The organism is Shimazuella soli, from assembly GCF_022511585.1.
GTDB classification, from domain to species: domain Bacteria; phylum Bacillota; class Bacilli; order Thermoactinomycetales; family Thermoactinomycetaceae; genus Shimazuella; species Shimazuella soli.
In genome coordinates, this window is record NZ_JAKWBN010000003.1 from 72,419 (window position 1) to 96,616 (window position 24,198).

The 24,198-nt window shown below is 38.4% G+C and carries 24 protein-coding genes; 16 read left to right on the top strand and 8 right to left on the bottom strand.

Annotation, left to right across the window (positions count from 1 at the left end):
• Nucleotides 1-13 precede the first annotated feature (13 nt).
• The 14 genes from dnaB (at nucleotide 14) to MK805_RS08865 (ending at nucleotide 14,556) form a co-directional block, all read left to right on the top strand.
• Complete coding sequence (gene dnaB, locus MK805_RS08800) at nucleotides 14-1,351, top strand: replicative DNA helicase (protein ID WP_240875261.1); 1,338 nt, start codon at nucleotides 14-16, stop codon at nucleotides 1,349-1,351.
• A gap of 204 nt (nucleotides 1,352-1,555) precedes the next feature.
• Nucleotides 1,556-2,842, top strand: coding sequence for an adenylosuccinate synthase (locus tag MK805_RS08805; protein WP_240875263.1), 1,287 nt, complete (start codon nucleotides 1,556-1,558; stop codon nucleotides 2,840-2,842).
• A gap of 163 nt (nucleotides 2,843-3,005) precedes the next feature.
• Complete coding sequence (locus tag MK805_RS08810) at nucleotides 3,006-3,338, top strand: beta/gamma crystallin-related protein (protein ID WP_240875265.1); 333 nt, start codon at nucleotides 3,006-3,008, stop codon at nucleotides 3,336-3,338.
• A 65-nt stretch (nucleotides 3,339-3,403) separates the two neighbouring features.
• Nucleotides 3,404-3,577 (top strand): hypothetical protein, encoded by a 174-nt coding sequence (locus MK805_RS08815; protein ID WP_240875267.1) that lies wholly within the window; start codon nucleotides 3,404-3,406, stop codon nucleotides 3,575-3,577.
• A 110-nt stretch (nucleotides 3,578-3,687) separates the two neighbouring features.
• Entirely contained in the window at nucleotides 3,688-3,954 is a 267-nt protein-coding gene (locus tag MK805_RS08820; protein WP_240875269.1) for a pilin, read from the top strand.
• Between the two features lie 15 nt (nucleotides 3,955-3,969).
• On the top strand, nucleotides 3,970-4,311 hold the full coding sequence (locus MK805_RS08825) for a hypothetical protein (protein ID WP_240875271.1): 342 nt from the start codon (nucleotides 3,970-3,972) through the stop codon (nucleotides 4,309-4,311).
• Nucleotides 4,311-4,955, top strand: coding sequence for a hypothetical protein (locus MK805_RS08830; protein WP_240875274.1), 645 nt, complete (start codon nucleotides 4,311-4,313; stop codon nucleotides 4,953-4,955). Before MK805_RS08825 ends, MK805_RS08830 begins: the two co-directional genes overlap by 1 nt.
• Nucleotides 4,956-4,957: 2 nt before the next feature.
• Entirely contained in the window at nucleotides 4,958-6,838 is a 1,881-nt protein-coding gene (locus tag MK805_RS08835; protein WP_240875276.1) for a VirB4 family type IV secretion system protein, read from the top strand.
• A gap of 3 nt (nucleotides 6,839-6,841) precedes the next feature.
• Nucleotides 6,842-8,419: a conjugal transfer protein TrbL family protein gene (locus tag MK805_RS08840; RefSeq protein WP_240875278.1), complete on the top strand. Its 1,578-nt coding sequence runs from the start codon at nucleotides 6,842-6,844 to the stop codon at nucleotides 8,417-8,419.
• 78 nt (nucleotides 8,420-8,497) lie between these two features.
• A complete protein-coding gene (locus MK805_RS08845; protein ID WP_240875279.1) occupies nucleotides 8,498-10,402 on the top strand; it encodes a VirD4-like conjugal transfer protein, CD1115 family in 1,905 nt (634 codons plus the stop codon).
• 27 nt (nucleotides 10,403-10,429) lie between these two features.
• On the top strand, nucleotides 10,430-11,248 hold the full coding sequence (locus MK805_RS08850) for a hypothetical protein (RefSeq protein ID WP_240875281.1): 819 nt from the start codon (nucleotides 10,430-10,432) through the stop codon (nucleotides 11,246-11,248).
• A 96-nt stretch (nucleotides 11,249-11,344) separates the two neighbouring features.
• Complete coding sequence (locus MK805_RS08855) at nucleotides 11,345-11,731, top strand: hypothetical protein (RefSeq protein WP_240875289.1); 387 nt, start codon at nucleotides 11,345-11,347, stop codon at nucleotides 11,729-11,731.
• Nucleotides 11,732-11,818: 87 nt separating this feature from the next.
• Entirely contained in the window at nucleotides 11,819-13,123 is a 1,305-nt protein-coding gene (locus MK805_RS08860; RefSeq protein WP_240875291.1) for a hypothetical protein, read from the top strand.
• A 140-nt stretch (nucleotides 13,124-13,263) separates the two neighbouring features.
• Nucleotides 13,264-14,556 (top strand): hypothetical protein, encoded by a 1,293-nt coding sequence (locus tag MK805_RS08865; RefSeq protein WP_240875293.1) that lies wholly within the window; start codon nucleotides 13,264-13,266, stop codon nucleotides 14,554-14,556.
• A gap of 2 nt (nucleotides 14,557-14,558) precedes the next feature.
• Here the strand turns inward: MK805_RS08865 and rlmH are convergent, their stop codons facing one another.
• The 8 genes from rlmH to yycF all read right to left on the bottom strand — a co-directional run bounded on the left by rlmH (nucleotide 14,559) and on the right by yycF (nucleotide 22,234).
• Entirely contained in the window at nucleotides 14,559-15,020 is a 462-nt protein-coding gene (gene rlmH / locus MK805_RS08870) for a 23S rRNA (pseudouridine(1915)-N(3))-methyltransferase RlmH (RefSeq protein WP_240875295.1), read from the bottom strand.
• On the bottom strand, nucleotides 15,010-15,192 hold the full coding sequence (locus MK805_RS08875) for a CxxH/CxxC protein (protein ID WP_240875297.1): 183 nt from the start codon (nucleotides 15,190-15,192) through the stop codon (nucleotides 15,010-15,012). Before MK805_RS08875 ends, rlmH begins: the two co-directional genes overlap by 11 nt.
• A gap of 174 nt (nucleotides 15,193-15,366) precedes the next feature.
• On the bottom strand, nucleotides 15,367-16,551 hold the full coding sequence (locus tag MK805_RS08880; protein ID WP_240875298.1) for a S1C family serine protease: 1,185 nt from the start codon (nucleotides 16,549-16,551) through the stop codon (nucleotides 15,367-15,369).
• Nucleotides 16,552-16,685: 134 nt separating this feature from the next.
• Nucleotides 16,686-17,501: an MBL fold metallo-hydrolase gene (locus tag MK805_RS08885; RefSeq protein WP_240875300.1), complete on the bottom strand. Its 816-nt coding sequence runs from the start codon at nucleotides 17,499-17,501 to the stop codon at nucleotides 16,686-16,688.
• 73 nt (nucleotides 17,502-17,574) lie between these two features.
• Nucleotides 17,575-18,318 carry a two-component system regulatory protein YycI gene (gene yycI / locus MK805_RS08890; RefSeq protein WP_240875302.1) on the bottom strand — a complete coding sequence of 248 codons (744 nt, stop codon included), beginning with the start codon at nucleotides 18,316-18,318 and terminating at the stop codon, nucleotides 17,575-17,577.
• Nucleotides 18,318-19,709: a two-component system activity regulator YycH gene (gene yycH, locus MK805_RS08895; RefSeq protein WP_240875305.1), complete on the bottom strand. Its 1,392-nt coding sequence runs from the start codon at nucleotides 19,707-19,709 to the stop codon at nucleotides 18,318-18,320. The genes yycI and yycH overlap by 1 nt, the downstream gene beginning before the upstream one ends.
• Nucleotides 19,693-21,516, bottom strand: a complete 1,824-nt coding sequence (locus MK805_RS08900; RefSeq protein WP_240875306.1) for an ATP-binding protein — start codon at nucleotides 21,514-21,516, stop codon at nucleotides 19,693-19,695. The genes yycH and MK805_RS08900 overlap by 17 nt, the downstream gene beginning before the upstream one ends.
• Nucleotides 21,517-21,520: 4 nt before the next feature.
• The gene (gene yycF / locus MK805_RS08905; protein WP_240875307.1) at nucleotides 21,521-22,234 is read right to left on the bottom strand and encodes a response regulator YycF; all 714 of its coding nucleotides are present in this window, start codon (nucleotides 22,232-22,234) and stop codon (nucleotides 21,521-21,523) included.
• A gap of 174 nt (nucleotides 22,235-22,408) precedes the next feature.
• Between yycF and MK805_RS08910 the strand changes: the two genes are divergently transcribed.
• Nucleotides 22,409-23,161: a YheC/YheD family protein gene (locus MK805_RS08910; RefSeq protein ID WP_240875308.1), complete on the top strand. Its 753-nt coding sequence runs from the start codon at nucleotides 22,409-22,411 to the stop codon at nucleotides 23,159-23,161.
• A 255-nt stretch (nucleotides 23,162-23,416) separates the two neighbouring features.
• Nucleotides 23,417-23,989 carry a hypothetical protein gene (locus MK805_RS08915; protein ID WP_240875309.1) on the top strand — a complete coding sequence of 191 codons (573 nt, stop codon included), beginning with the start codon at nucleotides 23,417-23,419 and terminating at the stop codon, nucleotides 23,987-23,989.
• The last annotated feature ends 209 nt before the right edge of the window (nucleotides 23,990-24,198 follow it).

A 24,198-nucleotide genomic window follows, 5' to 3' on the forward strand; every position in this document is an offset into this window, starting at 1 on the left:
GGGTACTTGATAGATGAATGATTTAATGACAGATCGTCTGCCTCCCCAAAATATAGAGGCGGAGCAAGCAGTACTTGGAGCCATTCTTCTTAATCCCGATATACTCACCAATGTAAATGAGCTTCTACGCGCAGAAGATTTTTATCGGCAGGGACATCAACGACTTTTTCAAGTGATGAATGAGTTAGCTGAAAAGCGGGAACCTATCGATTTAGTTACACTAACAGCGCTCCTGCAAGATAAAAATTTATTAGAAGAGGTAGGGGGAGTTAGCTATTTAACAGAAATAGCTGCACTTGTCCCTGCCATCTCTAATGTTGATTACTATGCGAAAATCGTAGAAACCAAATCGATGCAACGAAATCTGATTCGTACTGCTTCTGAGATTATTGGTGATGCTTACACGAGTGAAGAAGATATAACAGGTATTATGGAATCAGCCGAAAAGAAGATTTTGGATATTGCTAAGAGAAGAATTAAAGGTTCTTTTGCAGCGATTAAAGATGTCTTGGTAGAATCCTATGAGCAAATTGAAGCCCTTCATTATAATAAGGGAGGATTAAAAGGTTTATCGACTGGATTCATTGATCTGGACAAGATGACATCCGGATTTCAAAAATCTGATCTAATCATTGTAGCAGCCCGCCCTAGTATGGGAAAAACAGCATTTGCGTTAAATGTTGCTCAAAATGTGGCAACCAGAACAGGAGAAACAGTAGCTATCTTTAGTTTGGAGATGTCCTCTGCTCAGTTGGTCATGAGGATGATCGCTTCAGAAGGAAATATTGATGCCCAAGCTTTTCGAACGGGTAATTTAAATGAGGAAGACTGGGAAAAACTAACGATGTCGATAGGGACACTCAGTGAAGCGTCTATTTTTATAGATGATACTCCTGGTATCACCATTTTTGATATTCGTGCAAAACTCCGCAGACTGCAAGCGGAACATGGGCTTGGTTTGGTTATGATTGATTATCTCCAACTCATTTCGGGTAGAGGAATCGAAAGCCGTCAGCAAGAGATATCGGAAATTTCTCGATCCCTTAAGTTGATGGCGAGGGAGTTTAACGTGCCAATTATCGCTCTGTCTCAGTTATCTCGTGCCGTAGAACAAAGACAAGACAAACGTCCTATGTTATCAGACCTGCGTGAATCTGGTTCTATTGAGCAGGATGCAGATATGGTTGCGTTCTTATACCGAGATGATTACTACAATGAAGAATCCGAGAAAAAGAATATAGCAGAGATTATTATCGGCAAACAGAGAAATGGACCTGTTGGTCGCGTTGAGTTATTGTTCTTAAAAAACTATAACAAATTTTTATCTCTGGAGCTCCGGCCGCCTAAATGACGAATATATTGCCAATTATTTTGGTTAATGTTCGTTTTTTTATTTGACATGTCTATGTTCAACCTATAGAATGTACATGGTTTGGTAGTGAAGAATGTATAAGATCTTTTCTGATCAAAATAAGATGAAAACTTTCTATACTTGCCCAATAGGGTAATAGCAAGCAAATTCTTACATGAAAAAGATGAATCCTGGAGGGATTATATGTCTACCGTAGTCGTTGTTGGAACCCAGTGGGGAGACGAAGGAAAAGGCAAAATAACCGATTTTTTAGCAGAAAAAGCAGAAACTGTAGCAAGATACCAAGGTGGCAACAATGCAGGACATACTATTGTGTTCGGTGGAACACGTTATAAATTGCATATGATTCCCTCTGGGATATTTTATGGAGATAAAAAATGTGTGTTAGGCAATGGAATGGTGATCCATCCTCTGGCATTGGTAGAAGAGCTGGATTACTTAAAAAATCATAATGTGAACTTAGACAACTTGCGGATTTCTGATCGTGCTCATCTCATTATGCCTTACCATATCAAGCTGGATTTGGCAGAAGAAGCACAAAAAGGAACCGATAAGATTGGAACGACAGGGAAAGGGATAGGCCCTGCTTATATGGATAAAGCAGCGCGAGTTGGTATCCGAGTTGCTGATCTATTGACACCTGAGATTTTTGCAGATAAATTGCGCCGCAATCTAGAACAGAAAAACCGTTTGTTGGAGCAGCTCTACGGTCAAGAAGGATTACAATTTGACGATATTTACAATACTTATATGGCAATTGTCGATCGTATTCGCCCATATGTAACCGATACATCTGTTTTTCTAAACAATGCCATTGATCAAGGTAGAAGAGTACTATTTGAAGGTGCTCAAGGAGTTATGTTGGATATCGACCAAGGTACCTATCCTTTTGTAACTTCCTCTAACCCTGTTGCAGGTGGTGTTTGTATCGGTTCAGGAGTAGGTCCGACCAAAATTCACCAAGTCATAGGTGTTGCAAAATCGTATACTTCACGTGTTGGAGATGGACCATTTCCTACTGAGTTAAATGATGAAGTAGGAAACCAAATCCGTGAGGTAGGCCGGGAGTATGGTACTACGACAGGAAGACCACGACGTGTCGGTTGGTTTGATTCCGTTGTTGTACGTCATGCGCGCCGTGTGAGTGGGATCACTGGTCTATCCCTTAATTCTCTCGATGTCTTGACTGGTTTACCCACCGTTAAAATTTGTACGGCATATAGCTACAAAGGACAGGTCATCGAAAACTATCCAGCAGATCTTAGCATATTAGCAGAGTGTGAACCCGTTTTTGAAGAGCTTCCAGGTTGGACGGAAGATATCACTGGTGCTCGTTCTTTGCATGAGCTCCCATTAGCAACCCAGCACTATATTGAGAGAATTACACAATTAACTGGTATTCCATTGACTATTTTCTCAGTAGGACCAGATCGCGACCAGACTATCCAAGTAAGACCTGCATATGTATAAAAATAATTTTTATCCTCTGATGCAAATCAGAGGATTTTTTTGTGCGGAACCCTCCTCTCATATGGAAGATAATTTACAAATTGGATATATTTTTGAAACTATTCCGAAACAAGTGAAATATATTCTATAAGAATAATGATAACGAGGAGAGTGAGATAGAAAGATGAGAAAAAATGTTTTAGCCCTATCCATCCTAACTTCTGTTTTCGCATTAGTTCCAAACTTCACATTTGCCGCTCCTAAAAAAGCAACAACATGTGTGATTCTTTATGAAAAAGAGCATTACCAAGGCAAAAGTATAAAAATATGTCAAAACACCCCTGATTTAGGGAAATATCATTTTAATGATAAAACTCGTTCCGTGAAAGTGGAAGGTAATGCTACTGTCACCATCTACGATGACATAAACTATAAAGGTGCTAGTTATGTCATTGAAGGAAAACAAGATGATGGCATAGATCCCATTACATCCTCAATAAGAATTCACAACCAATGATCTAGAAAAGGATAATTCTTTAGATTAGAAAGAGCCAGTTTTTCATAACTGGTTCTTTTTGATATTTGATGCATTTTTTCATTGTGGGAAGCCTATTGGGGATTAATCAAACCGATAACCTATCAAACACGATTATTTTATCTCGAAGACTGATTGCCGCCTATTATTTGTTATCCTCTCACTTGTACGAAATGTATAATTATAAACAAATTTTTTATTTAGAAATAGAGGAAGAGTAAATGTAAAGAAGGACAATTTATGAAAAATAATAACAATTAAGTAAAATGAAAATCAAATTAATTTATAATAGAAGGTGTGATAATTCGAATAAAAAGGACTGAAATTTTTTATGAACTGGCAAATCTATCATTTTCTAGCTGCTAATCCATTTGCGAAAATCTCTAAATTCTTAACTAATGATGTCATTAATGGTTTACTTAGTATTGCAACTCCGATAGCAACACTTGCTTTTATAGGACTGGGAATTGCTTCTATGTTAGCTTCAGATGAACATGCTCGTGCAAAATTAAAATCTGGAATGTGGTGGGTTGGAGCAGCGGCAGCTCTGTGCTTTATGGCTAAAAATATCGTTAGTTGGTTAGATGGTGCATTCTAAAAAAAGGAGAACGGAATGGCAGAAGAGAGAAAGCGATTTTTAATACCAAATCAAATTAGTAAATCATTTCATATTTGGCGGGGCATTACACTGCGAGAAGGTTTAATTTTATTGCCACTCGGCCTTTTAGGATACCTTTGTTATCAATACTTTGTCCCTAATAGTTGGGATTTATCTTATCGCTTATTTGCTGCATTGCTCCCTGTTACCTTAGGAGGCGCAATGTTATTTGTTCGCCCTATCCCAGAACGAAAAAATATTGCGCTATATCAACAACTTTTATGGAGAATTCGTTTCAATCGACGCCAGCGAGTCTACCCGTTTTCAAAAGGAAAGATGAGAGGAGTGGGAGAATAGTGCAAACTGCACAAGAACTTATTCCTATAAAGGGTATTTATAATGAAATGATTGAAACAACAGATAAGAGACTGATCAAAGTACTATCTGTAAGTGCTGTGAATACACATTTGATGTCTTATGCAGAAGAGAAAGAAGTATTAGAAGGCTATGAATCATTTTTACGCGGATTGAGAAAACCGATACAAATAGCAAGGGTAGCAGAACCAATGGATTTAAAAGAGTATATTCTCCAGTTAAAAGATAAGTTGAGACAGTTGGAGAACCCTTATAAAAAAGAAATGTTATCTAGTTATATTCAATATGCAAAAGCATTACAAGAAGATAGAGATATGATTCGCCGAAGCAGATATGTTATTTTGGATGAGCCATTTTCTAGTGAGAATGCAAAAGAAGATGCTATTGAAAAACTGAAACTTCGTACAAGAGATATAAAGTTAGCCATAGAGGAAATGCTTTATCGACATACATTGCAAGTGAGAGAATTATGGAACCATGAGTTAGCTAAATATATCCATATGTTTTTTGATTATGAAAATGCTCAGCTGGCAGTGGGAAGCTATGAAAAAGAATATCCTTATATCATTGGACAAGGTAATTTAATGAAAGCCGTTGAGCAGTATAAAAGACGGGAGGAGGAGTAGAATTGCTTACCCGTTTTTTTAAAAAAACGAATCAAAAAGAAGAACCAGATATCGAACAGAGTGTGACGGAAATGAATTCCATGCTTGATCTGTTTACACCTGATAGTATTGAAGAGGGTGCGAACTATTTACGGCTGGGGGGCAACTATGTTCGAACTTTAGTCGTTTCTCACTTCGCTAATCAGGTAGAAGCTGGTTTTTTGGAGAAATTACATACGATGTCTTCCAATGTTTCCGTGATTCATCATATAGAGCCTACTCCATCGGGAGAAATGATTAAATCATTAAATCGTGCAGTTATTGAATACAAAACCCGTCTGCAAGAACCTCGATTGAGACCTGTAGATCAAATTCAAATAGAGAATGATCTGCAAGATGCAGAAATCCTTTTACAAAATCTAGTAAATGGATCGAGCGAAATGTTTGTAGAGCATATGCTTGTGCATATTCAAGCAGAAAGTCTAGACAAGTTAAACTCGATAACGCATCAAGTCAAAACACAGATGAGCAAATCTCTAAAATTACTTACTCCGCATTTCCGGATGTTAGAAGCCTTTCAAAGTGTTTTACCTACCCGTTCTCATAAAATTCCTGAGATGACATTCCGAAACTTTGATAGTGAATCTCTGTCTGCTTTATTTCCATTTGATGAATGTGAAATTGTCAGTGAAAAAGGAATTATCAAAGGAAAAAATTTAAAAACCAACAGTATCGTATTAGTCGATCATGATGAATTGTTAAATCGCAATGAAGTAGTGATTGCAACAAGTGGCGGAGGGAAATCTACCTACCTCTTTGGGGATATGATGCGCCGCTGGATGCAGGGGACGACTATTCGAGTAGTTGATCCAAAAGGAGAATTTGGAGAAAAGGCACAAAAACTCGGCGGGGAATGGATCAAAATATCACCGATGAACGATAATGTGATCAATCCTTTTGAGATCATGAACGCAACGATCGCAACAGATGAATCCGGCCAGCCCTTAGAAGCATCCCTCTTACATCAAAAGATTTCCCGTTTAAAGACGATGTTTACCCTGATGTATAAAGATTTAAAAGAGCAGCAAGTAGGAATGGCACTGTTAGAAAAAGTGCTGGTTGAAGTTTACCGGGATAAAGGGATAACGTGGGATACCAACTTTAAGACGAAACAGAGTTCGGATTACCCGACCATGAAAGATTTATACCAGAAGATAGATTTGTTAATGCATACAGAAGAACAATATACGCCACTGGCTGGATTTTACCAAGTGTTATACCCATATGTAGAAGGATCGTACTCTAAAGCGTTTAATGGAATTACCAATGTAGACCTATCAAACGATTTGATTGTGTTTGATCTATTTGACCTGCGCAACGAAGGGGATTTACAGCAGGTCGCGATGTATAACATTCTCACCTTCTTGTGGGACGATGTCACGATGGACAAGAAAAAAGTCCATCAAATTTTCGTCGATGAAGCACATATTCTCTCTGATCCAAAAAATCCACTAGCGATGGAATTCCTAGCTTCTATGTATAAGTTGATCCGTTCTTTCTCCGGCGGTGTTACATCTGCTACGCAGCAAGTAGGGGACTTCTTAAGCGCTGTAGAAGGCTCGCGAAACTATGGGGAAGCTGTAATCTTAAACTCTGTAACCAAACTTTATCTACCTATGGTTCAGGAAGAGATGAACAGTATTCGAGAAAGGACATCTGAGAACTTCTCCGAAGAAGAAGAGCGGCTGCTCGTTATCCAAGATGCAGATAAACACCAAAATGCGGGAAAAGGCATCTATGTGGTAGGTAGTAAGAAAGTCCACCTTCAAGTCGAACTCACCCCAGCTGAGCTTAAACTATGGGATGCTGCTTGGTATCAGAGGAAGTATGGGAGCGGGGTGTAAGGTATGTGGGCAAAAATCGTGTTATGTTTTGTCTTATTGTTTAATCTGGCTGGTAATGTGGCTTTGGCAGCACCATCACCATCACCCCCGCCGAAAAAGCCAGCGGGGACATCGGAAAATAAACCTGCGGATAATCAAAAGAACCCTGAAGATGCAGCGTTGGAGAAAAGGGTAAAAGCAGCAAGAGATAGTGCAGAAGCACAAAAAAAAATAGCAGTAACAGCAAAAGATAAAGCATTAGACGCTAAAGACACAGCAAAAAAAGCACAAATTGCATCCGTAGATTCATGGAAGAGAATGAAGAAGGCAACAGATGCGGCAACGAGGGCAAAAGAAAAGACAAATGCAGAAAATAAATTAAAAGAAGCAAAGCAGCAAAAAATAATAGCGATAGACCAAGCAAAAATGGCACAGACAGCTGCCGAGAATGCATTCAATGAAGCAAACAAGACAAATACTTGGGATTTAAATGATTCAGACTCCATTGATAGATTACAGGCGGATGCAGAAAAAGCAGCCAGTGAAGCAATAACAGCAGCCAATGCAGCACAAGCAGCAGCCGATGAAGCAACAAAGACAGTAGAAATAGTACAAGATGCAGCTGATGATGCAGCGGCAGAAGATCCCTACTCAAATTGTAATGCATGGGAATTAGGGTGCTATGCCAATAGTTGGTTTTATAATCTGGCAAAAGGAATTTTACTAGCCGTTGTTGCTATGTTAAAGGCTGCGTTTAGCTTAGGAGATTTATCCGGTGATCCGATGATAAAGTCATTAAAGACAGGATTTAGCAGTCTATCATGGTCGTTTTTGTTGTTGTTTTTGGTTTACCAGTTGGTACGAATTCTCTCGTTAATGATTTTACAAGAAGATTATTCAGAGATAAAACCTTTGATCCGCAATACGGTTGTAGCGGCATGGTTAGTTTCAACCTTGACGTGGATTTGTGATCATTTATTTGATTTAGGGAATGCTTTTACTGCTTATGCTCTAGACCACCTCACGAAATTACAAGTCAGTATTAATGTGTTACTAGATATAGTAGTCGTTGGTGGTGGTGACTATTTACTTGTTTTGCTAGTGATTATAGCTGTATTATGTATTACTATCCTTATCCAGATAGGGATTCGTTCTGCGGAGTTTGCTTTTTTCGTAATTATTGGACCAATTGCGATTGTTACGCTGGTCAATAAAGAAATGAACTTTTTTCCTATTTGGTGGAGAAATTTGTTGGGGATTATTGTTACTCAGTCGATCCAGCCAATACTCTTTGTGCTTTCTATTCAGATGATTTCAAAGGGTGGATTAGTACATATTTTTATGGTTATTGGTTTCTTAGTATTGACGTTCCGTGCGCCTGAGATGGTCAAAGAGTGGTTTCAGTCTAGCACTTCGACTGGAGCAGGAAGTGCCGCTGTTGGAGCATCAGCTACTCAAGGAGCACTAAATGGCGTATCTGGAGGGTGGTGGTCCCGAGGTGGCGGAATCGCTGGTAAATTTGTAGGAGGACTGAAGGGTGGAGTTGCAGGGGGTCTTGTATCCGGTGGCCAAGCTCTTTTTCGCTCACTGACAAGAAAATAGAGAGGAGGATGACTTATCGGTCACTATCGCCGCCCCATTATTGGGGCGTTTATCATCGCAGTAGGGGCTGCGCTGGTATTGGAAGTTGTACTGGCGATACTGCTTGTCGCAGTGCCGGCAGGGCTGTCGCAGTTTAAATGGGGCCAGCTGCCTGATGTGATTCGGCAAGCGACGGGGATTGGTCTGTTTATGCAAATGCAGCTGGTGATCATTGTCCTTGCTGGCATGGTTGCCCGGCGGGTGTTTTTGTTTTTGGCTGGACGAACATTTAAACATGCAGCATATTATGGGGCTCATGGTACTTCCCGTTTTGCCAAGAAATCAGAACTGATGAATGACCGCTACTTTGCAAAACATACATGGAAGAAAAGTGCACAAGAGAATTTGCAGAATCCGTCTGGAATTATGCTGGGGCTGTTAGGAAATAAACCGCTTATTTTACCTGAAGAGACAATAATACCAAACCGCAATGTTTTTCTTGTTGGTTCACCGGGGTCAGGGAAAACTCAATCCTATCTCTTAACCAACCTCATTCATGAGCAGGAACGTTCCGTTGTAGTTACCGACCCAAAAGGGGAAATTTTTGAGGCGACCGCGAAGTTAAAGGAAGAACAAGGCTATGAAGTTCACTTGGTTAACTTTTTAGAAATGAACATCAGTGACCGCTATAACCCACTGGATTACATCACAAAAGAGATCGAGGCGGAACAAGTAGCCACTACTATCGTAGCAAATTCAGGCGACAAGAATGCAGAAAATGATTTTTGGACGAGATCGGAGATCGCATTACTAAAAACATTACTCCTTTACGTCCGCTATGAGTGTCCTGATGAGGCCAACCTCGCAAAAGTGAAAGAGATTCTCACAGTGCAGGGACGTACTCCCAAAAAGATGGATCAATTTTTTTCAAACTTGCCTCCCGATCATCCTGCATATCAATCTTATCTCATTGTTCGGATGGCGGAAGACAAGACAAGGGCTAGTATTTTCATCTCCTTGGGGATTACCTTATCAAAGTTTGACGCATCAGATGTCCGTAAATTTACGGAGAAGAGCGACTTTTCCCTCGATGATATTGGAAAGAAAAAGATGGTCATCTATTGTATCCTGCCAATTGCAGATGCGACATGGGAGCCTTTAACTTCTACTTTTTTCACACAGTTGTTTCAACGTCTCTACTATGTCGCAGATCACAATTATAACAAGCTGCCAGTAAAAGTCAGTTTATTGCTCGATGAATTTGTAAATATCGGGAGGATCCCGCGATTTGAGCAAATTTTAGCAACTTGCCGCAGTTATGGTATCAGTATAAGTACTATAGTGCAATCAATGGGACAGCTAGTAGATCAATACACCAAAGAAAAAGCAGAGGGCATCATCGGAAACTGTAGTTTGCGTTATCTATTAGGAGTAGATGATAAGATGACTGCGGAGTATTTCTCCGAATTGATCGGTAAAACAACGATTCAGACCAGATCTACCTCCAAAACAAAAGGGAAAGAACAGAACTCTTCCTTATCCAAGCAGTATGGGGAGCGAATGTTGATCAACGCTGATGAACTCTCGCGAATGCATCGAGACGAGGGGATGTTATTAATCTCTGGTATGTACCCCGCAAAGTTACGGAAGATGTATCAATGGGAGTTCTTTAAAGGTATCTTGCATGATCAAAATAGATCAAGTCGTTTTGACTATCAAACACCAATGGCTTTCGAAGTGGGAGCTACACCAGAAGCAGTACAAAAGGAAGAACCAAGAGAAGAAACTGTTAACAAACAACAAGAGCAAAACATGGACACCTACCTTCTTCAAGGAGTAGAGCAGCTGGAAAGTCGCCTTCGTGCGAACTTATCTATAGAACTGGCCCAAGAGCTAGATGAGCAATTGGCAAAGTTATCACCAACTGCTCCCAATTACTCAGAACAAAAGTTTGATTTGTTACGTGCGTTTTTTACAGATATGCAACAAAAAAGGGTGAAATAAAGGCCTTATCCAAAGGGGGACTTAGGTTTGGATGAATACCAAGAAATAGATGATCTGCTCAAAGCTATTGACAGGCAGCAGCGGGTTACGAAATTAGAACAGCGGATACGGCGAAACCTCAAACCTGAACAAGAGGCCCTGCTCGATCAAAAATTAAAAGAGATCGGTTCGGTTGCAAGTCCAGCATCCCCAGAAGATATCGAAGATCATACAGATCAAGTAAGGGAAATATTGAAACAGTTTATGGTTTATGTGGAAGAAAATGTCCCAGATGCTACCCAAGAAGACTTGGAAAACTTCTTTTTTAAAGTTGCACTAAATGATGTTGGGCTTACGGCTCGATATGAACAGGAGCAGCGAGATAGAGAATATATCAGGGCTAGAATGAAGGATTTAAGAGGGAAAGAACGTTTAAAAGTAGAGGAATATTTAGCCAGTGAACACAAATTTGAGCCTAAGAGAGAGACGGAAATAGAAGAAGGACTTATCAATTGTTCCTATGGCAAAGTAGAAGATGAGCACGGATATTGGCATTTTGTCTACAATCGTAAACAAAAACTGATTTCCTATTATGAGGTCGAAGCACAATTGCAATACCTTTATCAAAAGAGAATGGATCTTTTAAAAGAAGAACTCTTAATGGGAACCGAAAGAGCAGAAGTCGAGAGAATTCTCGCCTCAGCAGGGTATGTCCCATTAGGAGAATTAGAGCGGCTAGATGAAAGAACCACTGTTCAAAGATATGGTTTACAAAGAGGAGATAGAGATATATTTATCTACCGCATCATGTATAACTCTAAAGATGAAATAAAGCAAAAGAGTTTTGTTCGGAATGATGAGATTTAGTACGAAAATGAATTGAAAAAAGAGAGGATGAGAGCTTTGTCCGATATGATCGGGGCACCAAGGCATTATGTGGAGGAAATGTTAGGGAGGAAGTCGTTGGAGTTAAAGAAAGAGATTAAGGATGGGGATAAGAGGATTTGCTACTATGGAAAGTTGCTTGAGGAGGAGGGTCATTGGGAGTATATCTATGATAAAAATGGTAAGTTAGTAAGCTCACGTTTATTAGAAGATGTATTAAAAAGAATAGTTGAAAACAGTTTCGAAGAGAGTATGAAGGAACAAATTGTTATTGGTGCTAGTAGAGAAATCACCGAAGAAAATATTAGAATTGCAATGTTTTTATATCCAATTGGAAAAGAAGAAATTAATGAAAATGGGTATTCACAGAGGTATGCAGAAAAAGACATAAATGAAAAGGATAGATTTGAGATTATTATTTTCTATGATAATAACGACAAAGTATTAGGAAGCAAATGGGTTTAAGTTTATATACAAAAATGAATTGAAATATGATTGGTAGAGGGAGATATTCGAAAGATTCTCTCTACCACACCAAACATTGAGGAGGTAATGCAAATTAATTTATATATTTCTAATAAGTTTGTTGAATCTCTATATTCAAAGAGGGAAAATTTTAAAATAGAAAGAAATAATCAGAGCTATCACAATGTGAATATTAAAGTTAAACGATCTCCAAAGGATTATTTAGAACAAATAAATAATGGAGATTTATCAATTGCTAAGAATGTAATTAGTAAATTCGGTAGGATTAGAAAAGAATCAATAACTGTACCCATTCTAAAAGGTTTATCAAATTTGAGGAAAATAACAAAAAGTAATATTTTTGCTGAAAAAATTGAGGAATTGATGAAAAAAGATTCTAAAGTATCTCCTTTTATATTTTCAGATATAGGAAAAGTAGGAATTATGAATTCTACAGAAATAAAAGAAATGAACGAAAGAATAAATAAATTACTAGATAAAGTAAAGGACATACCTAGAATAACAGCAGATCAGATAAGAGACATAAAAAAAGATATACAAAACACTCCCGAAACTTATTTCAAATTTGCCCGCTCTGCTGAAGTAAAAAGAGTAGGATTTACCCCAAACCATTTCTCAGAAGCTTTAGAAAAGGCTGGTTACAGTAAGGAACAATTAACGAAATTGATGAGTTTGATTCATTTATCTGCCAGTTGCATGACAGATAAAGAGTGGGAATTTGTGCAAGAAACAAGGAACAAGATACCAGCTTTACAAGAAGCAGTAAGAGTTTTTCATGAGAGTGAAAAAGACCGTTACTTAGGTACCTCGAATGTGAGGAATTTCGATGGCATTGGAGGATTTGTTGCGGATGCAAATCTGTATCAAGATATGTTTACCAAGGATGAACTGATTTATGGTGTCTTGAGATTGGATTTTGATAAATCCAATCATTTGGATGGAGATTATACAAAAAAGATCTATGCTATATATTTTACTAGTCCAGAAGTAAGTGAAAAGAGCAAAATACCTTTCCAGCGAGAGCTCACTTTGAAAGACAATGGTGATATATCAGATAATGCTCCTTATAATCCATTAACGGGAAATGGATATACATCTGCAAGAATTAACATGATTATTCCAGAATATCAAATTGATTATCGTGATACAGTACGTTTTAAAAGCAGTGAAATGTTATTTGGTCATTTTAATGAAAAAGGCGAGTTTCAGCCACAATTGGCCTATGTCGACGGAAAATGGAAAAACATAGACGATATCTTCAAAGCAAATGAGGAATTACAGGCGACGGATCGAAGTTCGGAAAAACAGCAGCCAAGAGATCACTTGGAAATAGATGCAAAAGATATCCCTTGGGATGGATTGGAAAGATAATAAAGGAAGCATAAGACATTGTTAGATCGTTCAAAAGCATTAATTTTATGCAGGGGAAGATAAAAAAGGAAACTATTAACATAGGTATATATTCCATACAAATAAAGAAATTCACCAATGTCTTGACAGAGGGGTTGACCATGAAACGGATACAGTGTGAAGATGGAACATTTGTATTAGATGGCAATCAAGTCCGCTACGAGTTGCCACTATCGAAAGTGCGGATACATAGTTATGAAGAGTATAGCGAGGCTGTTCCTGATGTAGACTGTGCAGTACCATTTACATTTGAAAGTGATATGCAAGAAGAGGTATTTCGGATTTTTTTTGAAATAGACCCAGGTTATATGCCATTAGAGAAATTTCGTTTATCCCATAATGTTGCAGAGGTTGTGACACAATTAATATTTCTCGGGCAATATTTTGAGAGGCAGCAAGAAGTATATACGTTCTATCAGCCGATCAATATTGTAATTGGTCCTTTAAATGAAGTAAAAGTTTTATTTCGTGGAGTTCATGGTTTGTTTCCAGAACGTAAGCCTGACTCGATAGTAGAATCGATAAAACAGCTTATTTTTTATTTGCTTACAGAGGACACGTCTTATGGAGAAATAAAGAGATTGGGAAAAGAAATAGGCACAAAGATCCATCCAGCGTATTCTCATATTGGCAAAAAAATATTGAAGGCATCCACTTGGTTGGAACTAGAGAATATTGACTATACCAATCGTCTTGTAATCGATGATCAAGTAAAGCCCAAAAAGAAATGGAGTTTGACTCTTACTAAACCAAGGCAAGCCTTACCTCCTGTCTCCAATCAAAATGGAAACAGTGCTAGAAAAAAGAAAATAGTGATTCAACCGAAATGGATCGCCATAACGCTTGGTGTACTCGCCCTTCTTACCCCCTTTTTATTGCCTGAGCAAAAGGTTAACCATGCAGATCCTGTTCCAAATCAGCAACAACAAACCGCTCTTTTGCAAAATGGCATTCGATTTGCTGCTACAGGCAAATATCAAGCAGCGGAAAAGATTTTTAAACAACTAAACTTTTCTTCTTTGCCTTCAGAGGATAAAAAAGTAGTTTTGTATACATATGTGAGAACAGAGCAGATTCAAAAAGCGTTAGACTTAGATCCAACATATGCAGAGAGCATCGTTCAGTATTTGGAAGAGAGAGATCAATTAAACGAACTTCTGTCAGTCAAAAGTAGCTCCATCATCATTCAATTTGAGCAAGCGGCTTATAATAGAGAATATAAGAAGGTTCTCGAACTCTATAGGCAAGTACCAATTAATGTGAGAAGAGGAAAAGTGATCATTCGAGCTTATGTAAGTGAAGGAAGCCTTCAAGAAGCCATGGAATTTGCTAAAGGCACAAACCAAGAAAAAATCATAAATTACGCAAAGCTAAAAACCGGCTTAAATCAATAAATTTACTTGTGGTAACTTTCTCCTCGAATAATCTTAAATCCCCGATAAATTTGTTCTAGCAAAAATACACGCATCAATTGATGGGGAAATGTCATTTTGGAAAAAGAGAGCTGTAGGTTTGCTTTTTGTATAACTTCAGAAGATAAGCCATCGGAACCGCCAATGATAAAGGTAAGATGGCTATTTCCGTATGTTCCCAAGTGGTTTATTTTCTCAGCAAATTGCTCGGAAGATAAGCTTTTCCCGTCGATACTTAAGACAATGACAAAGGTATCATTTGAAATCTTCTTGATGATTTTTTCTCCTTCTTTTTGTTTTCGAGTGGTAACACTCCCCTTGTTCTCTTCTTCGACTTCAAAAAGATTAAGCTTTGCATAAGCTTGTAATCTTTTTTGGTACTCTGCACAAGCGTCTTTCAAGTATTTTTCCTTTAAATTACCTACAGCGATAAGATTAATCTGCAAAGCTCGATTCCTCCGTCTCTTCTTCTATGGTTAGAAAATAGGCAGCAGGTTGACTGCACCAATCACAACTTTTATGGTCGGTCGAATCCATTACTTCCATCGTTGGAGCTACCGCGAATTTGTCGATAAAATCTTCCATTACATAGTCAATATGTTCCTTGCAAGCATACATTGTTGTTCACATCCTCTAAAGAAAATTTGCCGACTGGCCAGCCTTTCAAGGTTATACACCTCAGGCAAGGGCACAAGTCACACTACTTTATACTTTCTTATCTACTATAAAAATAATGCTCCGCTATTTAGCGAAGCATTTTTATGATAAAGCTTTTCGGGGGTTGTGTCTATTTTAATGTGGACTTTCAGCAAGAGTTACGGAAACGGTTGATTTGCTTCCATTACGATAAATGGTCAGGGTGACTTTATCCCCAATTTTCTTCGTATAGAGATATTTTCGCAGTTCAGAGCTATTATCGATAGATTGTTTATCGATTGCTACAATTACATCACGAGATTTCAATCCAGCACGGGCCGCAGGAGTGTTTGCATCAACTGTTTTAATTAAAACCCCAGTTTGTACAGATTCAGGAAGTTTTAATTCATCCCATGCAGAAGGTAGCATTTCTTGTAAATCATAAAGTTGAACACCTAAGTATGGTCTAGGCACATGCCCTAGTTTGATCAGTTGTTGAATGACAGGCTGTGCGTCATTAACAGGAATAGCAAATCCAAGTCCTTCTACTCCGCTCTCGGCAATCTTTAAGCTGTTGATGCCGATCACTTGACCAGCTGCGTTTACCAAAGCTCCCCCACTATTTCCGGGGTTGATCGCGGCATCTGTCTGAATAACATCCGTAGATGTTGTTTCCGTAACATCAATTGTACGTTTTGGGGAACTGATAACACCTACGGTTACCGATTGGGAGAATTGGGGCCCAAGTGGATTTCCAATTGCTATCGCAGGTTCTCCAGCTTGCAGGGTGTCAGAGTTTCCAAATTCAGCAACTTCGGTTACACCTGCTGCATCAATTTCTAGGACAGCTAAATCTGTAATTTGGTCATATCCTAAAACTTTTGCTGGTACTGTTTTGGATTTATCGTTGCTCAGCGGAAGGACAACTTGGACTTTTTTATTCCCCTCGATGACATGGAAATTCGTTACGACTAAGGCCTTACCGTCGGATTTTTGAAAGATTATTCCTGAGCCTGTTCCCTGTTTCACATTTTCCGTACTAAAGGGATCATCGGAACTGCCAAGATTTTCGACTCCGACAACTGCAGAACGTACTTTGTTTACTGCTTCTGTGATCTGTGAGTTGACTTTGACACTCGTTGTTTTCGTAGGGGTATATTGTGGAATTGTATTTTGATTCTGCACAAGTGAGTTATCAAAGTATCCTATTCGTGCAAGTAAAGGCACGAATAAGAGTGTGATCAGTCCACCGATAATCGCCGAGACGATACATAAAAATACAAGGGATCGACGACGCGGACCATGACTATTACCGTAATATTGGTCATTATAGTACCCCATAGGATTTCCCCCTCGAGATTATCTACGAATTATGCGTATTTAGCCTACTAGGCATATCTTTTAGGCTTAATTGCGATTATGTAGAAAAAATACTACTTACAAAGTATTTGACTCTATTCCACATAATATGCAGGTTAAGCACTAACTATTGCCGATTGCATTTTTACGTTTTGTAAAGGAGTAGGTCTATCTGGATATGTTTCTTTGAGGACAATGTCTTTTCCAACTTGAAGACCAGCTTCTTCTAGCATATTTTTTACTGTAAGATGTGCTAACTCTAGCAAGTTGTTATCTTGGCTCAAGTGAGCAAGATAAACTTGTTCACCTAATCCTTTTATAATTTCTAAAAGGCCAATTGCTGAGTCCTCATTCGATAAGTGGCCGGTATCTCCTAATATTCTACGTTTTACATTCCATGGATAGCTTCCCATACGTAACATATTGACATCATGGTTACTTTCCCATATCAGGCTGTGGACTCCATCGAGAGATTGTATGATCCTCTCATTGACATAGCCAAGGTCTGTAACGATTGCCATTGATTCATCCTTTTCAAAAAAACGAAATCCCATCGGTTCAGCTGCATCATGAGAGATTGGAATAGACTGAACGCCTATATCCGCAATGGAAATAGAGGAACCTGTATCCATAAAATGAAGCATAGAAGTGGGTATATCTCCAACACTAGATGGAAGATGCTGATAGGTTGCTTCGTTTAGATAAATTGGCAATTGATATCTTCTTGCCATGACACCTAGTCCCTTTACGTGATCAATATGTTCATGAGTTACAAGGATAGCAGTGAGGCTTTCTGGATTCACACCAATTTGTGCTAGTCGCCCTCCTAATTGCTTACCGCTTAGGCCTGCATCGACTAACAGACGGGTATTGTCAGTTTCTATGTAGAGGGCATTTCCAGAGCTGCCACTTGCTAGTACACTAAACTTCACAGTAAATACTCCTATCTATACATCCATTTTTGCGCAAAGATCTAATTTTCTCCAAGGTTTAACTAGAGTAGTATTACTTTACCACTTCTACGCTTTTAACTGAACCAAAGCTGATGGCGTAGACATCATACTGTTTCTCATCTAGCCAAAATCTCCATACCGGAATGAAGAAGTATGTCCCATTGTTATATGCTTGTGTTTGATAACCTAATTGGATTTTTTTGATATGTTGTGTTCTGCTTCTTGCTGTTGCATTGATTAAGTTGTACAGAGCAGTGTTAAAGTCGGTGACTGCAAATACTTTTGATGTTTCCTGTAGGTCAAAGTGGTTCATATAAATCGATTGGATTTGATTGTTTGCTACTTCAACTTCTACTCTTCCTCCATACAGCGGTCGACGGTCGATGTGTTGTACAAATATCCATTCTCCAGTTAGCTTGTGTGGTTTTGATTGCAACTGATATTCCGAGAAATAAGGTACTTCTTTGGATAATACTGCCTTTAATTCTGGTACATTGTGTACCACCATGGTATTAGGGGCAATCCGTTTTTGGTAACCCTGATTTAACTCCTGCCAACCACTGATCTTAGAAGGTGTTCCTTGCCAAATCTTTAATTCGGCAACGTCTTTTGGTCTTGGGACATCTAGTTCAAAGTGATTATCTGTAAGTAAACTTCTAATTTGTGTATTACTGATCTTATCCACTGCAAGGGAAGCGTTTTTTTGTTCCATCGTTTGTTGGATTTGAAAAATCAAAAATAAATTTACTAAGACGAAAGCTGTGATCAGATAATTTTGCGCTCGTTGCCAATCCATTACGACACGCCCCCTATCTGGATCTTTTCGCCATTAGATAGTTCCATTTGCCAACAAGGTGTCATTACTACTTGTCCATGAGAATTGTTTTTCGCTTTGTAAATCGGATAGATTCGATTTACGGAAGTAATCGGTATTTGTTTTTTTGTTAATTCAGCTAGGATTGTCTCTTTATTGGGCAGAATGAAATTAATCTGTTTCGTCGGTTTTTTTGATAAGTAATGTAAAGAACGTACATATTTGGATACAGCATTGATGCTGCTGCCTGCTTGAAGTTGAATCGTATCCAGATGTGGATTTTTTGTGGTATCACCTTCCCAATACACCGGCAATGCCTGGCTTATTAGACGAAAAGTATACAGATGTGCATTATCTTGCTGAGACATTTTGTCTAAAATATAATTCCCAGTCCAGCCATGGTGTTTGGCCATAAACTTCGTGTTTATTACATCAATTTCATTGCCTACACCAAGGGATGTGGTGCCATCTGTTTTTGAGTTGTCTACATACACCATATACGATTGTTGTTTGTAAAAGGTTAAGATTTGGTTGTTATTCATAAAAACAGATTCATTTTTTGACAGATCGATCGGCTCGATGTTATCACCTTGGAATAGCCACTCTTTTATGCTGTCGATGCCGATTGTTTGATTGGAATAGGTTAACTGCGGAATAGAAATAGATCCATTCGGCATATAGAGAATACGAGAAAAAGGTTTATTTTGATTTGCTTTGTCCCATGGATTTTCTCCATTTGTTGGAACTGCTTCAAGACTCATTAGATTTGGTGTCTGTTGGACTTGTTCTAAAATTTTGGGCCATTGATCAACATCAAAGTCAGTATTTGCTTGGATCACTTTTCCATCTTGATCGGAAATAAACCAGATACTGCTTTTTTTTGTCGCAGGATTTTCAAATAACCACACTCTGCTGATGGTAGATATGCTTTGAAAGAGGGGTTCATTTTTTAATAACTGGAAAAAGAACGCATCTAGCTGTTCTACTGGTAAATCTTGAAGAAAAGACATTTCCAAACCATTTGTCTGATGAAACAGGAGATTCCAATCATCTGCAGTTGGAGTGATTACCTCAAATCCATCCAATTTCATTCCATGTATGTTATGGATCAACTTAGGAAATAGGGTGGATTGTTGTTGTGTGATCAATTGGTTTTTCCCTTGCGTATGAGAGATAAGAAAAGGTGGTGCAGTCAGCTGAAATAGATATTTCTTTACATAATAATTATCTTTGGCGATATAAGGTGCTGGAATATAGGCGATGTTTTGTTCATCATAGGAAGGTGTACTATACCATAAAACAGCTGTAAGAATCACACTAGAGATGACCAAAATCACTAGACTAATGGTTTTTATTTTATTGATCAGTGCCATTAGCCTCGCTCCTTGTAGGTAAAGTAAAGAAGACAGTTGTCCCTTGTTCATACTCACTTTCGATCCATATCTCCCCATTATGGGAATGAACTATTTCCTGGGCAATAGACAATCCTAAACCAGTTCCTCCAAGCGTTCTTGATCGGGCTTTGTCCACCCGATAAAAACGTTCAAACAAGCGGCTTATATCTTGTTTAGGAATACCAAGACCAGTATCAGCAATGGATATTTGAACCATATTTGAATCACTCTGTATTGCTTTTATTGTAATGGAACCAGAAGCTGGTGTGTATTTCACTGCATTAGAAACAATATTATCCAAAACTTGATCCATCTTATCACGATCTACGACCACCATTGGAAGTCCATCATCGATGTGGAGCCGCAAAGCGATATCTTTTTGTTTACAAGTCATAGAAAAACGCTCGTAAACAGGTTGAAGTAAATGTTCGATCGTTATCGGCTGTTTATCGAAGTAAGACTCGCGTGCATCTAATCTAGACAGCTGTAAAAGATCGCTTATCAATCGGGCCATGCGCTCCGCCTCAGTATCGGCAACATTGAGAAAGTGAGAAGCAATATCCGGTTGATGAATAGCTCCATCTTTTAATGCTTCTAGATAACTTTTTATTGTGGTCAGAGGTGTTCGAAGTTCATGAGAGACATTGGCGACAAAATCCTTTCGTTGTCTATCAAGTTTTTCTTCTTCTGTTACATCGCTGAGTACCGCAATAAGCCCAACCAGTTCTTTCTCCCCGCGCTTGATTGGTGTAAAGGTAGCTTTAATCATCATAAAGGAGTTTGGATCATTTGGATGGAGTTCGATGTACTCTTCATGTACATGATCCAATGGAAAGACAATATTGTCCTCCATTGGAAGTACATCTTTTAGCCGGTCTCCAAGTTTAATCTCTGAACCTATCATTTTTTCAACCCAGCTGTTTTTTACAATGATATTTCCTTTGTGGTCAGTAGCTAAAACCCCATCGCTCATATTTGCAAGTACTGTTTCCAGTTTCTCACGTTCTTCTTCATTTTGAGATAGTGCTCGTCTTAAATGAGCAGCAAGATAATTAAAGGCTCTAGCTAATCTTCCTATTTCATCATCGCTTTTTACTGCAACCTGCTGATTAAAATCCCCTGCTGCCATAGCTGTTGCTTGTTGTGTTATTTCTTTTAGCGGCGTAGTAATTGTCCGTGATAATAAAATAATTAAAATGGCAGTCGCAACCAAAGTAACAGAAGAAGACCGGAATAATAGTTCGCCAATTCTCCTGATTTTTGCATAGATTGGGTCCAATGAAGCTTCTATATATATGGTTCCGATTCTTTGCTGGTTCGTATTTTCCAACTGTTTGATGTAGATTTGATAATCTTTTCCAGTAGCTCGATCTCTGCGAATAAAGGTGGAATCCAATTTACCAGTAGCATTTTGTGCACGTAAATTCTTTTTACCTATATTTTTGGAGTTCTCGGTACTTGAACTGAGGACGTATCCTTGATCATCTAATATTTCAATTTCTACAGTAGTTGTCGTACCGTTTTTTGTATTTAGGTAAAGCAGTTGTTTCAAAAATTTATCGGTTTCTTTTTTTGTTTCTGTTAAGGATTTATTCTCTTCGAGTACTTGGGTCATAGGTGAACTCAATAAGTTGGCCTGTGACCTTAAGCTATTAATAAAGTCATCCGAGTAAAACTTTTGCAGGGAATTGAGAAATGTTACCCCAATCAGCTGCACAGATATGAGAATCAACAAAGAGAAAATAACAACAAGTTTCCATTGTAAATTTTTAAATGCTTGTAACATTTGTTTACTCCGACTGCGGATTTCGCATGGTGTACCCGATTCCACGCCTCGTGATAATATATCCTGGTGCTCCGGGGTCATCTTCTATTTTTTCCCGTAAACGACGAATAGTAACGTCAACTGTACGAACATCCCCAAAATAATCATAGCCCCAAACCGATTGCAACAGGTGCTCGCGTGTTAATACTTGATTGAGGTGTTTTGATAAGTAGGATAATAACTCAAACTCGCGGTGTGTTAGATCAATTGTCTTCTCTCTCTTTTTCACTACAAAGCTTGTACCATCAATTGCTAAGTCTCCGATAGACAGGATATTTTTATCTGGGGTTTGAATCGTTGTTTTTTCTTCGGATTGTTTGCTGCGGCGTAAATTTGCTTTGACGCGCGCGAGTAATTCCCGATTGCTAAATGGCTTTGTCACATAATCATCTGCGCCCATTTCTAACCCGATTACTTTGTCCACTTCAGAATCTTTTGCAGTAAGCATAATAATAGGTAGTTCCGATACTTGTCTCACTCTTCGGCAAACCTCGATGCCATCTGATCCAGGTAACATCAAATCGAGTAACATCAGATCAGGTGGGGCGGATATTGCAGCTTGAATTGCTTCATCTCCATTATGGATACATTCGACATGATATCCTTCTTTTTCTAAATTGAACTTTATGATATCCGCGATCGGTTTTTCATCTTCCACTACTAAAATCTTCGCATTCAACTTACCCAACTCCCGTTTCCACAGATAAAGCTATTTTCGCATAATTAGATGTAAGAAAACAACTTATGGAGCTCGTGTTTATTTCGTATTTGGGCACTTCTTAAAAAAACTGTAAAAATGGGCGAGCTGCTCTAGTATTTCGGGAATAGGATGGATGTTAGAGGAGGGGGAGAAATGGCTGTCAAAAAGAAGAGAGCGTTTCAGGAAATCGCCAGTAAAGGTTTAAAGACCATTATTTTAGAGCATGATTCATGGATGAAACCCTATATGCCCAAAACGGTTTGGTATCGAGAAGATCGCCTGCTCGCCATGTTGGATACATTTGGAACCGTATTTGTTAAGCCTGATAAAGGCGGCGGCGGTGTTGGCATTATTCGTGTAAAGAAAGTAGCAGATGAACTAGTGGAGTGTAAAAGTTTAAAACATCATAAAATTGTGCCAAAGGATAAAGTTATTGCACTTATTGATACTTATTTGAAGCCTAATAAACGTTACCTTATTCAACAAGGAATACGACTTGCAACGATAAATGGGCGTCCGTTTGATATTCGTTTGATGCTTCAGCGAATTGATCATAAATGGGAGCTGACGGGGCTAGCTGCAAAGTTAGCAGCACCAGGAAAAATTGTGACCAACTTTTGCAAGGGTGGAAAACCATATACCGCAAAGGATGCTGTTGCTAAAGTCTTTCCGAATAATGTGTCTAAAAAAATGGAAGAACTTAAGAAATTAGCATATCGGGTTGCACATGTACTATCGAACCGATTCAAAGGACTTCGTGAACTAGGAATTGATGCTGGCCTTGACATTAATGGGAACATATGGGTGTTTGAGGTGAACACTAGACCTACGTATGGAATGTTCCGTGAACTCAAAAACTTACAAATGTATAACAATATAAGAAGAATTCGTAAACTGATTGTATAATTGGTTTAATTTTTCCATTTTTGGTGTTTTTGACGTGCTATCTTTGCTGTTGTAACAGAAAATTAACATGCAAAAAGCATGTTTTTTTCATTTCCGAGAATATACGAGCTTATTCGACAAAGTATTCTGTTGACGCAGACTATTGGATACTGCTACCATTATTATTAATTCAAAGTAATTTAACAAATTTAATTGTTCGGCATTTAAGTTTGTTAAATTGGATGAGAAAAATTTTGGAAAAAGGTGTGTTTACAAATGTCATCTATCACAGTTGGTGTATATTTAGGAAAAAAAGATCGTCTCGTTCGTTACTGGTATGAAATTTTGCCAAAAGGTCAATTTCCAATGTTGGTAAAATATTGCATTCAATCTTATCTGCGTAACAATTATTTTCCATTACAATCCATTTGTGATCCTAGAATGTTGAAAGAACAAATCCAAACCAAAAGTGACTATGTTCCTACTCAGCGCAATGTTACTTTCACACCAGATGACGGCCCTGTTTATCAATGGATAAAGAACTTAGAAAGCGGTTACCGCAGCGAAGAAATCAAGAATATTTTGAAAGAAACCGTTGTGCATACATTACTTCAAGATCAACAGTTGTTTGTTCCCCGTCATGTTGGACAAGCTCAATATGTAAATGAACCACAAGCGATGTATGCTTATGGAGACGATGCTCAAAAACTTACTCTGCTCAAAAGAGAACAAGTCGCTGTAGAAGAAGCCTATCCTATGTGGGAAAAAGTTGCCAATCAAACGGAAACCGAAAAAAAAGAGGTTCGTGACGAAAAAGGATTTACACATTTAGTTAATTATATGGGTTAAGGGTAATTTATCCCTTACGTGCTTTTCCCATCTAATGAGGAAAAGTATTTTTTTTGTTTGTAATTCCTATAATCGGAAAAATATAAAATGACGAATTTTGATATGTTTTGTCGAAATAACCATTATTAGGAGGATTCTTCACGGAAAAAGTGGAAACAAGTTGAAATACCACTTACAGATTGAAAAAGGAAACTCAGCCAAAAATAAAG

What these genes read in the sequence shown, in the direction of transcription:
- MK805_RS08825 (WP_240875271.1), top strand. Translation starts at nt 3,970, where the DNA reads ATGGCAGAAGAGAGAAAGCGATTTTTAATACCAAATCAAATTAGTAAA.
- MK805_RS08875 (WP_240875297.1), bottom strand. Translation starts at nt 15,192, where the DNA reads ATGTATGCTTGCAAGGAACATATTGACTATGTAATGGAAGATTTTATC.
- dnaB (WP_240875261.1), top strand. Translation starts at nt 14, where the DNA reads ATGAATGATTTAATGACAGATCGTCTGCCTCCCCAAAATATAGAGGCG.
- MK805_RS08805 (WP_240875263.1), top strand. Translation starts at nt 1,556, where the DNA reads ATGTCTACCGTAGTCGTTGTTGGAACCCAGTGGGGAGACGAAGGAAAA.
- MK805_RS08910 (WP_240875308.1), top strand. Translation starts at nt 22,409, where the DNA reads ATGGCTGTCAAAAAGAAGAGAGCGTTTCAGGAAATCGCCAGTAAAGGT.
- MK805_RS08900 (WP_240875306.1), bottom strand. Translation starts at nt 21,516, where the DNA reads ATGTTACAAGCATTTAAAAATTTACAATGGAAACTTGTTGTTATTTTC.
- MK805_RS08880 (WP_240875298.1), bottom strand. Translation starts at nt 16,551, where the DNA reads ATGGGGTACTATAATGACCAATATTACGGTAATAGTCATGGTCCGCGT.
- MK805_RS08915 (WP_240875309.1), top strand. Translation starts at nt 23,417, where the DNA reads ATGTCATCTATCACAGTTGGTGTATATTTAGGAAAAAAAGATCGTCTC.
- yycI (WP_240875302.1), bottom strand. Translation starts at nt 18,318, where the DNA reads ATGGATTGGCAACGAGCGCAAAATTATCTGATCACAGCTTTCGTCTTA.
- MK805_RS08860 (WP_240875291.1), top strand. Translation starts at nt 11,819, where the DNA reads ATGCAAATTAATTTATATATTTCTAATAAGTTTGTTGAATCTCTATAT.
- MK805_RS08865 (WP_240875293.1), top strand. Translation starts at nt 13,264, where the DNA reads ATGAAACGGATACAGTGTGAAGATGGAACATTTGTATTAGATGGCAAT.
- yycH (WP_240875305.1), bottom strand. Translation starts at nt 19,709, where the DNA reads ATGGCACTGATCAATAAAATAAAAACCATTAGTCTAGTGATTTTGGTC.
- MK805_RS08820 (WP_240875269.1), top strand. Translation starts at nt 3,688, where the DNA reads ATGAACTGGCAAATCTATCATTTTCTAGCTGCTAATCCATTTGCGAAA.
- MK805_RS08840 (WP_240875278.1), top strand. Translation starts at nt 6,842, where the DNA reads ATGTGGGCAAAAATCGTGTTATGTTTTGTCTTATTGTTTAATCTGGCT.
- MK805_RS08810 (WP_240875265.1), top strand. Translation starts at nt 3,006, where the DNA reads ATGAGAAAAAATGTTTTAGCCCTATCCATCCTAACTTCTGTTTTCGCA.